The organism is Candidatus Spyradosoma sp. SGI.093, assembly GCF_050314555.1.
Lineage (GTDB): Bacteria > Verrucomicrobiota > Verrucomicrobiia > Opitutales > UBA953 > Spyradosoma.
This window is the reverse complement of the sequence record NZ_JBNPNH010000001.1, coordinates 440195-452987: the sequence shown is the minus strand read 5'-3', so window position 1 is coordinate 452987 and position 12793 is coordinate 440195. Positions and strand designations below refer to the sequence as shown.

The window sequence follows — 12793 nt, the reverse complement described above, 5'->3', positions numbered from 1 at the left end:
GATTTTTCCATGACGAAGCGCATTCTGATTTCCGCGGCGACGTCCGGAATCGGTTCCGCGATCGCCGAGCGGCTTGCGGAAACGCACGCGTTGCTTCTGCACGGACGCGACTCCGCGAAGCTCGAAGCCTTGCGGGAACGCCTTTCGAACGCGGCGGCGCACGCGGTATTCGTCGCGAACCTGGCGGAGACGGATTTCTCGGACATGCGGGAAAGGCTCGCCGAAGAAATCGCCCGAGAAGGAGAAATCTCCGGATTCGTCCACTGCGCGGGAACGGATTTTTTCGAAACCGCCCGCAATTACGACGACGCCCGCACGCGCGAACTTTTCTCGGTCAATCTTTTCTCCGCGATGGCGTTCGTTTCCGCGCTTTTGAAAAAACGCGTGAACGGGAAGACTCTTGAAGACGTGCTTTTCATCTCCAGCGTCTCTTCCGTGCGCGGCTGCGCCGGGAAAAGCTTCTACGCTTCGAGCAAAGGAGCGCTCAACGCCTACGCGCGGTCGCTCGCCCGCGAACTCGCGCCCCGCGTCCGCGTGAACTCGCTTTTGTGCGGCGCGATTCTCACGCCGATGACGGAAGCCTTATTTCGCGACGCGGGCGCTCGGGAGCGCGCCGAGGCGTCCCAGCCGCTCGGCGTCGGAGTTCCCGCGGACGTCGCGGGGCTTGCGGCGTTCCTTTTTTCCGAAGCCGCGCGTTTCGTCACCGGCGCGGAAATTCCCGCCGACGGCGGATTCTGCATCTGAAGAAAATTTTCCGAAAAATGAACGACACCGAAATCATAATCATCGGCGCGGGCGGATTCGCTTACGAATGCTGGCTCATGCTCCGAAAACTTCTCGATATGGGCGCGCCCGCGACGTTTGCCGGATTCGCGGCGAAGGAGGCGAGCTCGATTCTTTCTTACGGACTGGGAGAATTTTTTCTCGGAGACGAAGACGCGGTTGAAATCCGTCCCGAACGCGAATTCATCATTGCCGTCGGTTTTCCGTACGCGCGCAAGGCGATTTACGAACGCTTCAAAACCCGCGGCGCGCGCTTCATGAATCTCGTCGATCCGAGTGCAATCGTGAGCGAGGAGATTCTCGAGCGTACGGAAGCGTCGATTTTCTGCCCGAATTCTCTCACGGTTTCGTTGGAGTTCGGAATCGGAAACGTCGTGAACTCTCTCACGACCGTCGCGCACGACACGCGCATCGGCGATTTCAACGTTCTTTCCGGACATTGCGACGTCTGCGGTCACGCCGAAATCGGCGATCTGAATTTCTTCGGTTCGCACGCGTCGATGCTGCCGTCGTCGAAGCTTGGGAACGGCAACCGCGTCGCCGCCGGAAGCGTCGTCTACAAAAAGCATCGCGACGGGCGGATTCTCCTCGGCAATCCGGCGCAGGACGTCGGCGGCGTTCTCTGAAAATTTTCTTCCTTCCTGAAAAATGAAAATCAACGTTCTTGAATTTCTTCTCGAAACGGCGGCGCGCGTTCCCGAAAAAATCGCGCTCGAAGACCGCGCGGGAACGATCACGTTCGCGGAGCTCGTCGCGGCGGCGAAGTCCGTCTCCGGGGCGATTCTTAGCCGCCGCGCGGTTTCTCGGCGCCCGATAGGAATTTTCCTGCCGAAAGGAATCGACGCGCTCTGCGCGCTCGCGGGCACGCTTTTCTCCGGGAACGTCTACGTGCCGCTCGACGTCAAAAGTCCGCGGGAACGCGTTCGCGCGATTCTCGAAAACATCGAGCCCGAGCTCGTCGTCACCGACGAAAAGCACGCGCCCGCGCTTGCCGAAATTTGCCCGCCGGAAAAAATTCTGCTCGTTTCCGAAGCCTGTGCCTCCGCCCCCGCGACGAATTTCGAAACGCTCATCGACACCGATCCCGCCTACATCATCAACACGTCCGGCTCCACGGGAACGCCGAAAGGCGTGACGATCGCGCACCGTTCCGTCATCGACTACATCGAATGGGCGCGCGCGTGCTACGGCGTGCGCGAAAGCGACGTCATGGCGAACCAGGCGCCGCTTCATTTCGACAATTCCGTGCTCGACGTCTATCTTTGCTTCGCGACGGGGCTGAAGCTCATCCTCACGCCGGAGGAACTTTTTTCGTTTCCGATTCGTCTTCTGGAATTTTTCGCGGAAAAGCGCGTGAACACGTTTTTCTTCGTTCCGTCCGTGCTCGTGAACATCGCCAATCTCGGCGTGCTCGAAAAGATACGTCCGCCGTTCGAGCGTATTCTCTTCGCGGGCGAAGTCATGCCGACGAAGCAGCTGAACGTCTGGCGGCGCCACTATCCGAACGCCGTGTTCTCCAACCTTTACGGACCGACGGAAATCTGCGTGGACTGCACGTTCTACACGCTCGACCGAGAGTTCCGCGACGACGAACCGCTGCCCATCGGCAGCCCCTGCCGCAATTCCGACGTGATGATTTTGGACGAGCAGAACCGCCGCGTCCGCGAGCCCGGCGTTTCGGGTGAACTCTGCGTGCGCGGCACCTCGCTCGCGCTCGGCTATTGGAACGATCCCGCGCGAACCGCGGCCGTGTTCGTGCAGAATCCCGAGAACGAAAATTTCCCGGAAAGGATCTACCGCACCGGCGACGTCGTGCATCTCAACGAACGCGGCGAAATCATCTTCGAAGGACGACGCGATTTTCAGATCAAGCATCTCGGGTACCGCATCGAGCTCGGCGAAATCGAGACGGCGCTCGGTCGCGTTCCCGCGCTTGAAAACGTCTGCGTCGTGTACGACCGCGCGCGCTCGCGCATCACGCTTTTTTACGAAGCGCAAGAGGAAATCGCGCCGCGCGAACTCGTGCTCGCGCTCGGAAAATCGCTTCCGAAATACATGATTCCGACGGAGCTGCGGCGCCTCGAAAGACTCCCGCAGAACGCCAACGGAAAAATCGACCGCAAGGCGCTCGCATCGCTTCTCGACGCGGAAAATGAACTGGCGTAAGGAAGACTGCGGCGCGCTTCGGGAACGTCTGGCGCAATGGCGCTCCCGTGCGCCGGAATGCCATAACGTTTTTCGCGAACCCGAAGAGACGTGGGAAATCGCGGAGTCCGACGGCGCGACGTTTTTCCGCGCCCGCGAGCACGCGCACTTTCGTCTCTACTTTTTCGCGGAGAGTTTTTCGGCTTTGATGCGCGCGCTCGCGTTGCTTGACGCCGCCGAATACGTCGTGAACGTTCCCGCGCGCGGCGATGCGCCCGAATCGCTCCGCGGCGCGCTCGAAGGCGCGAATTTCAGGGAAATAGCGCGTTATCGCCGAATGTTCTTTCCGCGGGCGGCTCTGCTCGGTGTCGAGAAGGCGGACGACGAACCGGAGTTCGCGAAGGATACGGACTCGGAAAAAATCCACGAGGAGCTCTTGAAAACGTTTTCCGTCCGCACCGATTATGTGCCGGAGAAGACGGAATGGCGAAAAATCGTCGAGGAGCGTCGCGTGCTCGTCCGCCGCGCGTCCGACGGGAACGTCCGAGCCTGCGCGGCGTTTTCCCGAGTCGGCAGAAAAATCGTACTGAACTTCTGGTTCGCGACAGGCGGCGGAACGCAGGTGCTCCGCGATTTGATGAGACTTGCGGCGAAGGAAGGCGCCGCCCTGCAGTTTTGGGTCCGAGACGGGAACGCGCGCGCGATTTCCCGCTACCTCGCGCATGGCGCGCAATTCGACGGACTGAACGATCTTTCCTTTCTGCGGCTTCCCTTTCCGCGAGATTAAGCGCGTATCGGTCCGGAGATGTTTTGCCCGTTGACTCGCGGGAAACGATGCCAGGCTTTTCGCCGGGAACGAAAACTTCGTTCTTGCCCCGGTATTTGCAACCGAGGCCCGAAAACGCGTTTCCGGCGGGCGCGGATTCTTGACAGCGCGGGGCGCGCGCGGTACTTTTCCCGCCACGAAAGGTGCAAATAAAATGGCTAACGAATTGGACGAAATGACCGGTCCCGTCAACGGCGCGGGGCGCGACGTGAACGTGATCGAAAAGCAGCTTCCCGTCAGAATCGGGTGGGGCTCGACTCTGTTCGAAATCGTGCTGTGGTGTCTCGGCATTCTTCCGGGGCTGGTTTTTCTCTTCATGAAGATCGGCGCCAAAAACTACTTCCGGCAGCTGCAGCAGAAGATCCAGGCGGACGCTTCGACCATCGACAACTATCTCGAGCAGCGGGTGCGGATTCTGCAGAATCTCGCCAAGCTGCTCGAAAAGGCGATCGATCTCGACAAGGACGTCATGAAGACCGTCGCCGCCCTTCGCGGCGGCAGGCTGGGCGACGGCGAGCGCAATGCCGTCGCGGCGCGCGTCGACGGCTGTTTCGGGTGTCTCTTCCCGCAGGTCGAGGCTTATCCCGACCTCAAGGCGCACGCCGCGATCGCAGAGGCGATCCGGCAGAACAGCTGTCTTCAGCAGGAAATCACCGCCGCGCGGCAGCTGTACAACGATTCCGTCATGCAGTGGAACACCGACGTCTTCTCCTGGCCGACGAAGCAGATCGTCGCGGCTCGCGCGGGCTACACGACGCGCATTCCGTTCACCGCGTCCGCCGAGGTCAAGGCGCAGGCGAGAGGAACGTTCTTTTGAACGAAGACGTTCAGGAGCCTCTTGCGCGTTACCGCGACGAATTTCGCGAGAAGTTCGCCCGGTTGGCGCGCGAGAAATTCGCGGAGCTTGCGAAGCGTTCCCGCGTGGACGTCGAGGCGAACCGCAGGCTCGCGGCGGAAGTCGGAAAACTGCAGACCGAGGCCGATTCCGCGAAAAACAGGAAGACCGGCTACGGCTGTCTGGCGGTCGTCGGTTTTTTGACCGCGGCGGCGTCGCTCGCGGGAGCGGTCGCTGCGAACGGCGAGCCCGGGCGGGCGCAGGCGTGGTGCGTTTCCGGCGTCGTCGCGGGGCTGATTCTGGGAATCGCCGTGATTCCGCGGTTCCGCGCGGCGTCGAAAAGGGTCGTCGAGCTCCGGGCGCTGATCGCCGAGAAAAAAGAAATCGCGTGGAAGCAGATGGAGCCGCTCAATCGGCTCTACACCTGGGACATCACCGTCGGGCTGATCGAGGCGACCGTGCCCCGGCTGAAGTTCGACCCGTATTTCACGGCGGAGAGGCTGGCGTCGCTGCGCGGGCGGTTCGACTGGGACGATTCCTTCAACGACGGCAAGTCCGTCATCTTCGCGCAGTCGGGCGCCGTCTGCGGGAATCCCTTCGTGTTCGGGCATTACCTCGAGATGAAGTGGGGAGAGAAGATCTACGAGGGCGCAAAGGAGATTTCGTGGACGGAGACGGTGCGCGGAAGCGACGGGAAAACGCGTTCCGTCCGAAGATACGAGACGCTGCGCGCGCACGTGACCAGGCCGATTCCCGTTTACGACGAGCGCAAGCTTCTCCTGTACGGGAACGCCGCCGCCCCGAATCTTTCGTTTTCACGCCGTCCGTCCGGTCTGACCGGAAAGGACGAGGGATTTTGGAGCTCGGTCCGCAAGCGGTGGCGCCTGAACCGGCTGAAGGCCTATTCCCGCGACCTGACCGACGATTCCGACTTCACGCTGATGAGCAACCACGAGTTCGAGACGCTGTTCCACGCGAAAGACCGCGATCACGAAGTCGAGTTCCGTCTGCTCTTCACTCCCGCGGCGCAGACGCAGATGCTGAATCTGATGAAGGACTCGACCGTCGGCTACGGCGACGACTTCACGTTCATCAAGCGGAAGAAGATGAACGTGCTTTTCTCGAAGCATCTCGACGAGGCGACGCTCGACACCGATCCTTCGCGCTTCTTCAATTGGGATTACGACGCGGCGTTCTCCTTTTTCGTCCGCTTCAACGAGAGTTATTTCAAGGCCGTTTACTTCGCGATGGCGCCGCTTCTCGCGATCCCGCTCTACCGGCAGACGCCGCCGCGCGAGGGCGCGCGTCAGGGCGTTCCCGCGGACGCGGCGGCGTCTTTCTGGGAGCTCGAGTCTCTGGCGAATCATTACGGAGAGGCCGAGTTCCGCCATCCGGACTGCGTCACCCGAAGCCTGCTCAAAACGAGAGTCGTCGCGCGCGCGGACGGCGAAAGCAGAGTGGCGGTGACCGCGTACGGCTACCGCGGGGCGGAGCGCGTCGATTACGAAGACGTGTACGGCGGCGACGGCAGACTGCACCGGGTCGCCGTGCATTGGACGGAGTATCTTCCCGTGCAGCGGACGAGCGGCATGCGCCTCCGCGAGCGCGGCGCTCCGTCGGAGTTTTTCGGAGAGCGCGCCGCCGCCTCGCGCGGGAGCCTCTTCCGACGTTCGATCGTTTCCTGCCTCGAAGCGTCTTGACTTTTCCCGCTTTCCGCGCGAGCTTCTTCCCGCCGTCGGAAGTGTGGTGCGGCTCGTTTTCGGGTTCTCCATTTATGGATTCATTTCCTCGTTCCGGCGGCTTTTTGTTTGACTCTCCGTGCTCGCCGCAGAGCATTTTCGGCGACTCCGATTTGAGCCGTCGAATGCTTCAAGGCTTTCAGAAGGATACGCGTCCGCCTTCCGAATCGGAGTCTTTTTTCCGCCGCGGGAGCAGAAACGCTTTCGCGCCCGTTCCCGCGGAAATCGCTTGCGGGAACGCGGCGGAACGGCAAGATTTCCGGCATGAACGATTCCGAAAACGCTCCCGATGAAGCGGGATTTTTCTCCTGGCTCCGCAAGGCTTTCTTCACGGGGCTTTTCGTCTGTCTGCCGGTGACGCTCACGGCGTGCCTGATCGTCTGGCTCGTCAATCTCATCGCCGCGCCGGCGCGGGGCATCTTCGAGGCGGTCCTCAAGGCGTTCGACCTTTCGGGCGTGCGCGACGCGCCGTTCTTTCACGCGGGCGTGACGCTGGTTTCGGCGCTCTGCGTGGCGGCGTTTCTCGTGCTCATCGGGCACGTTTCGCGCCACGTCTTCGGGAAATGGTTTCTCAATCTGCTGGACGGCGTGTTCCGCCGTCTGCCGATGGTGAGCTCCGTTTACGCCGCGGTGAAGCAGGTCATCGACACTTTCGGTGCGGGCAAGAAGCAGACCTTCAGCAAGGTCGCGCTCGTCGAATTTCCGCGCGCGGGCGCGTGGACCTTCGCGTTTCTCACGCGCGAGAAGCCGACGAAGCTCTGCGCGATGACGGGCGAAAAGCTTGTCCATCTCTTCGTGCCGACGACGCCGAATCCGACCGGCGGCTACATGATTTTCGTGCCCGAGAAAGACGTGCGCTTTCTCGACGTCTCCGTCGCCGAGGCGATGAAGACCGTCGTCTCCGGCGGCGCCGTCGTGCCCGCGAATCTGCTCGACGCCGCGGAAACTTCCGCGACGCCCGAAAGCGAGGCGCGCGCATGAATCTGATTCTGCTCGAAACGGAGGAGCCGCGCCAGCGTCTCGCCGCGGGAACGCCGGCGGCGACGCATCTCCGCGACGTGCTGAAGGCGCGCGCGGGCTCGACGTTCTGGTGCGGCGCGGAAAACGGCGCGCGCGGGATCGCGACCGTCGAAGCCGCGGAGCCCGACGGGAGCTTCGCCTTCTCCGTCGCCTGGGAACGCGGCGTTCCCGCGGACGCTTTTTCGCCGCCGATCCGTCTGCTCGTCGGGCTTTCGCGCCCGCAGACGATGAAGAAGATTTTCGCCGCCGCGGGCGAAATCGGCTGCCGCGAAATCCGCGTTTTCGTCACCGAAAACGGCGATCCCGCCTACGCGCGGAGCTCGCTCTGGCGCGACGGGAACGACGAGCTCCGCGCCCTCCTGCGCAAGGCTGCGGAACAGACCTGCACGACGTTTCTGCCGCCCGCGCGGCTCTTCCCGTCGCTTGCGGAAGCCTGCGCCGACTTCGCCGAAAGCCCCGCGGGCGCGGCGTTCGCGCTCGACGTGTACGAGGCGGAAAGCTCGCTCGCGGACGTCGCCTTCCCGCCGCTTCCCGCGGGAACGCCGCGCGCGTTCGCGATCGGCTCGGAACGCGGCTGGACGGACGCCGAGCGGCGCGCGCTGCGGGAACGCGGCTTCGTCTTCGCGCATCTGGGCGCGCGCGTGCTGCGCACGGAAACGGCGGTCGCGGTCGCGCTCGCCGTCGCCGCCGCGCGCTCGGGGACGTGGACGCGCCACACGCCGCCGCGCTGAAAAAAACGCCCGCGGTCCGGGGACGCATTCTCGCATTGCGCGGAGGGCGCGGGAACGATAAATTGCGGGAAATTCGTCTTTCCCATGATTTGGATTTACCGCATCTTCATTCTCCCGTTTCTTTTGGCGATGAGCCCGTACTTCGTCGGACGCATGCTCAAGCGCGGCGGCTACGGCAAGGATTTTTCGCACCGTTTCGGGAACGTTCCCGCGCTGCCGCCTCGCCGCGAAGGCGTGAAGCGCATTTGGATACAGGCCGTTTCCGTCGGCGAGACGGAGGCCGTCGCGCCGCTGCTCCGAAAGCTCAAGGAACGCGGCGACACGGAAGTCGTGCTGACGACGACGACGAGCACCGCCTACAAGATCATCCGCGAAAAATACGCGGATCTCGTCTCCGCCTACGCGTGTTTTCCGATCGACTTCTGGCCGTTTTCGGCGAAGGCGTGGCGGCGCTTCGACCCGACGCTCGTCGTGCTGATGGAAGGCGAGCTCTGGCCCGAGCACCTGCATCAGGCGCGCGCGCGCGGCGTTCCCGTGCTGCTCGTGAACGCGCGGCTTTCGGACAGATCCTTCCGGCGCTACCGCGCGGCGGGACGCATCGCGCGGCGCGTCTTCGGGCTCGTCGATTTCGTCTGCGCGGGAACGCGCAACGACTTCGAGCGCTTCCGCGCGCTCGGCGTTCCCGAGACGAAGCTCGCGCTGACGGGCAACATGAAATTCGACGCCGCGGGCGGCGGGGCTTTCTCCGACGCGGAGAAGGCGGCGCTCTACCGCGAGCTTTTCGCGCCGAGCGCGCCGACCGGGAAGGCGGGCGCGGTGCTGCTCGGTTCGTCCACCTGGCCGGGCGAAGAAGAGGTCGTGCTCGACGCGTTCCGCCGCGCGCGCGCGGACGATCCCGCGCTGAAGCTGCTCGTCGTGCCTCGCCACGCGGAACGCCGCGCGGAGATCGTCGCCCTGCTCGAGAAGAGCGAGTTCCGCTGGTATCTGCGCTCGAAGACGGCGCCGGCGGACGTTCCCGCGGACGCGGACGTCTGCGTCGCGGACACGACGGGCGAGCTGCGGCGGCTGACGCAGGCGGCGTCCGTCGCCTTCGTCGGCAAAAGCCTGCCGCCGAACAAGGGCGGGCAGACGCCGATCGAGTGCGCCGCCGCGGGCGTGCCGCTCGTTTACGGCACGGAGATGAGCAATTTCAAGGACGTCTGCCGCATGCTCGAGGACATCGGCGCGGCGATCAAGGTGCGCGACGGGAACGAAGCGGCGGAGACGCTGCGCCGCCTGCTCAAGGACGACGCGGCGCGCGCGCGCATGTCCGAGCGCGAGCGCAAATGGCACGCCGACAACCAGGGCGCGACCGCGCGCGTGCTCGAAAAAATCCGCGAAATCACGGAGGGAGTGCGATGAGCGTTCTCATTCGTCTGCTCGGTTTCTTCACGGCGGCGCTGCCGGAACGCGTCGCGGCGCTTCTCGCCCGCCTGCTCGGGAACGCGGTCTTTCTGCTGATGCGTTCCCGCCGCGCGCTGATGCTGCGCAACCTGCACCACTGTTTCCCGGAAAAGACGGAGGCGGAGCGCCGCGCGATCGCGCGCGAAAGCGCGTGCCGCATGGTGGAGATGGGCATGTTCGTGCTGGCGTCGCCTCATTTTTCGGAGGCGCGCATCCGGCGCAATTTTTCGATGGACACGTCCGTCGTCGACGCCATCGTCGCCGAAAACGTGCCGGTCGTCGCCGGCGTGCCGCATTTTTCGCTGATGGAGGCGCTGACGATGATTCCCGTCTTCTCCGAGAGCGTGCGCGGGCGCGACTGCGGCGTCTTTTATCGGCCGTTCGACGCTCCCGCGATCGAGCGTTGGGTGAAGGCGACGCGGGAACGCTTCGGCTTCCGTCTGCTTTCGCGCAAAAAGGGGTTGACGCAGGCGATTTCCTTTCTCGACCGCAACGGCATCGTGTGCGTGCTCTTCGACCAGAGCGCGGGCAAGCGCCGCGGCGCGCTCTCGCTTTTCGGCAACCGCGTCGTCACGTCGAGCACGCTGGCGGGAACGCTCGCGGCGGGCAAGCCGAACTCCGAGCTGGTCGCCGTGTACTGCCGCCGCGAAGGCTTCTGGCGGGGGCGCGTCGTCGTCGAGCGGCTGAAGCCCGCGCGGCGCACGATCGCGGACTGCACAGTCGCGCTCGACCGCTGGCTGGAGGCGAAGCTCGCCGAGAGCGACGACCTCTGCGCGGACTGGCTCTGGATGCACGATCGCTGGAAAGGGCTCGAAGGCTTCAATCTCGAACACCGCAAGAGCATTCTGCCGGAGACGCTCGCGGCGCGCGGGCTCGCGGAACTGCCGCGCGGCAAACGCCTGTGGATCCGCCTGCCGAACTGGCTCGGCGACGTCGTGATGGCGTTCCCGCTGATCCGGGCGATCCGCGCTGCGCGTCCGGACACGGAAATCACGCTGCTCGCGCGGAAGCATTTTCTGCCGATGCTGGAGCCGCTCGGCGTCGCCGACCGCCTCGTCGCGCTCCCGCCCAAGGGCAAGGGCTACTGGAAATTCTGCCGCTCGCTGCGCGCGGAGTATCCGGACCAGTACCTGCTTTTCACGAACTCGCTGCGCGGCGATCTCGAGGCGCTGCTCATGGGCGCGCCGCGTCGCTTCGGCATGGTGCGGCCCGGGCATCCGCGCCCGCTGCTCACGAAGAAGTGGCGCGTTCCTGCGGATCTGGATCTGACGAAAGTCCACCAGACGCGCGTCTGGGAACGCTGGCTGCGCGAGTCGTGCGGGCTGCTCGCGCCGCTCGACGCTTCGCCGATCGCGATCGCCGCGGAAAAGAAGAAACGCCTCGGGCTCATCTGCGGCACGGAAAATTCTCCGGAAAAACGCTGGAGCGTCGGGCGCTGGCGCGAGCTGATCGCGCTCGTCCGCGAAGCGTTCCCGGACGTCGAGATCTGCCTCTTCGGCACGGCGAAGGACGGCGCCATCACCGCGCGCGTCGCGGAAGGGCAGGACGAAAAAGTCGTGGACCGCGCCGGCAAGACCGATCTGCCGACCTACATGCGCGAGCTCGCGTCCTGCCGCGTGATCTGCGGGAACGACACCGGCGGCATGCACCTGGCGAACATGCTCGGCGTTCCCGTGGTCGGCGTCTTCGGGCCGACGAATCCCGTGCGCACGGGTCCAATCTTCGACGCGCCCGTGAAGATTCTCCAGCCCGAGGGCTGCCCGCCGACCGGCGGAGCGGACATCGAGGGCGTTCCCGCCGCGCGCGCGTTCGACGCCGTCGCGGAATTTCTGCGATGAGGCGGGAAGAACCGATTTCCGCGCTTCCCGCCGCCCGCCGCCGGTCCGCCTTCTGACCTTTTACCCTCCGAACCTTTTCCCCTCTCCGCATGACCTTCACCTTATTCATCGATTACCTCGGCACGTTCGCCTTCGCGATCAGCGGCATCCGCCGCGCGTCCGCCAAACGCTTCGACCTCTTCGGCGCGATGGTCGTCGGTTTCGCCACGGGCTGCGGCGGCGGCACGCTGCGCGACATCATGCTCGGGCAGACGCCGTTCTGGATGCAGTCGAAGACGCCGTTCTGGGAAGGCGGCTTCACGTATCTGCTCGTCGTGCTTTTCGCGCTCGCGCTCGTCTCGGCGCTCGGGCGCTACCTGCTGCGGATGAACGACACGATCTTCATCTTCGACGCGATCGGGCTCGGGCTCTTCACGGTCGTCGGCATAGAAAAGACGCTCGCGTGCGGCTTCCCGATCTGGGTCGCGATCCTGATGGGCATGGTGACGGGCGCGGGCGGCGGCGTCTTCCGCGACATCTTCATCAACGTCGAGCCGCTCGTCTTCCGCAAGGACATCTACGCGCTCGCGTGCGTCTTCGGCGGGCTCGTCTACGTCGGCTGCGTCGCGCTCGGGCTCGATTCCGTCACGACGCAGATCGTCACCGCGCTGAGCGTCATCGCCCTGCGCGGCATCGCGATGACGCGCCACTGGACGCTTCCCGTGCTGCGCCGCGACGTCGCCGAATACGACGAGAACGACAGCCGCGTCTGGCGCGATTTCGGCAAGACGCCCTCCGAAGGCGTCGGCTGCTTCAATCTGCAGGTCGTCGCCGCCTCGATGAGCGACATCGCCGAAATCAACGACTCCGACGCCGCGGCGGTGGAGCTCTGTTCCGCGCCGGAACTCGGCGGGCTTACGCCGGACCGCGCGCTGATGCGCGACGCCTGCGCGCAGAGCCGGCTGCCCGTTTCCGTGATGATCCGCCCGACGGACCGCGATTTCGTCTATACCGAAGACGAGTTCGCGACGATGCTCGACGACGTCGCCTACGTCGCGCGCGAGACCAAGGCGGAAGGCATTTCCGTCGGCGTGCTGACGGCGGACGGGAACGTCGACGTCGAGCGGCTGCGGCGCCTGATCGAGGTCGCGGGAACGCTGAAGATTTCCTTCAACCGCGCCTTCGAGCAGGCGAACGATCCCGTCGCCGCCTACGCGCAGCTGGCGCGGCTGAAGGTCGCCTCGATTCTCACGACGGTTTCGCCGACGCTCGACCTGCTGCCGCGCGCGCCCGTGCGTCTGCGCGTCGGCGGCGGCGTGAAGCCCGAACACCTGCCGGACCTGCGTTCCCGCGGGCTGATGAACATCCACATGGGGCGCGCCGTGCGCCGCAAGCTCACCTTCGAATCGTCGGTGGATTCGTCGAAAGTCTGGGAATTCACGCACGCCTGAACG

Annotated in this window: 11 protein-coding genes and 1 pseudogene; all 12 read left to right on the top strand. The window is 64.4% G+C overall.

Annotation, left to right across the window (positions count from 1 at the left end):
* Positions 1-9: 9 nt before the first annotated feature.
* Positions 10-744: an SDR family NAD(P)-dependent oxidoreductase gene (locus tag ACQREB_RS01865; RefSeq protein ID WP_427764612.1), complete on the top strand. Its 735-nt coding sequence runs from the start codon at positions 10-12 to the stop codon at positions 742-744.
* A 17-nt stretch (positions 745-761) separates the two neighbouring features.
* Positions 762-1409, top strand: coding sequence for a hypothetical protein (locus ACQREB_RS01860; protein ID WP_427764610.1), 648 nt, complete (start codon positions 762-764; stop codon positions 1407-1409).
* A gap of 22 nt (positions 1410-1431) precedes the next feature.
* Complete coding sequence (locus tag ACQREB_RS01855; protein ID WP_427764607.1) at positions 1432-2949, top strand: amino acid adenylation domain-containing protein; 1518 nt, start codon at positions 1432-1434, stop codon at positions 2947-2949.
* The gene (locus ACQREB_RS01850) at positions 2936-3715 is read left to right on the top strand and encodes a hypothetical protein (RefSeq protein WP_427764604.1); all 780 of its coding nucleotides are present in this window, start codon (positions 2936-2938) and stop codon (positions 3713-3715) included. The genes ACQREB_RS01855 and ACQREB_RS01850 overlap by 14 nt, the downstream gene beginning before the upstream one ends.
* A 193-nt stretch (positions 3716-3908) precedes the next feature.
* Complete coding sequence (locus ACQREB_RS01845; protein WP_427764602.1) at positions 3909-4571, top strand: LemA family protein; 663 nt, start codon at positions 3909-3911, stop codon at positions 4569-4571.
* The gene (locus tag ACQREB_RS01840) at positions 4568-6289 is read left to right on the top strand and encodes an MAG1210 family protein (protein ID WP_427764599.1); all 1722 of its coding nucleotides are present in this window, start codon (positions 4568-4570) and stop codon (positions 6287-6289) included. Before ACQREB_RS01845 ends, ACQREB_RS01840 begins: the two co-directional genes overlap by 4 nt.
* 303 nt (positions 6290-6592) lie before the next feature.
* On the top strand, positions 6593-7309 hold the full coding sequence (locus ACQREB_RS01835) for a DUF502 domain-containing protein (RefSeq protein ID WP_427764597.1): 717 nt from the start codon (positions 6593-6595) through the stop codon (positions 7307-7309).
* Complete coding sequence (locus ACQREB_RS01830; RefSeq protein ID WP_427764594.1) at positions 7306-8079, top strand: RsmE family RNA methyltransferase; 774 nt, start codon at positions 7306-7308, stop codon at positions 8077-8079. Before ACQREB_RS01835 ends, ACQREB_RS01830 begins: the two co-directional genes overlap by 4 nt.
* A gap of 84 nt (positions 8080-8163) precedes the next feature.
* A complete protein-coding gene (locus ACQREB_RS01825) occupies positions 8164-9480 on the top strand; it encodes a 3-deoxy-D-manno-octulosonic acid transferase (protein ID WP_427764591.1) in 1317 nt (438 codons plus the stop codon).
* Positions 9477-11360, top strand: a complete 1884-nt coding sequence (locus ACQREB_RS01820; RefSeq protein ID WP_427764588.1) for a glycosyltransferase family 9 protein — start codon at positions 9477-9479, stop codon at positions 11358-11360. Before ACQREB_RS01825 ends, ACQREB_RS01820 begins: the two co-directional genes overlap by 4 nt.
* An 89-nt stretch (positions 11361-11449) precedes the next feature.
* A pseudogene (locus tag ACQREB_RS01815) lies at positions 11450-12070 on the top strand (trimeric intracellular cation channel family protein); the annotation flags it as partial.
* Positions 12062-12790, top strand: coding sequence for a copper homeostasis protein CutC (locus ACQREB_RS01810; protein WP_427764714.1), 729 nt, complete (start codon positions 12062-12064; stop codon positions 12788-12790). The pseudogene ACQREB_RS01815 and the gene ACQREB_RS01810, both read left to right, overlap by 9 nt.
* Positions 12791-12793: the final 3 nt, after the last annotated feature.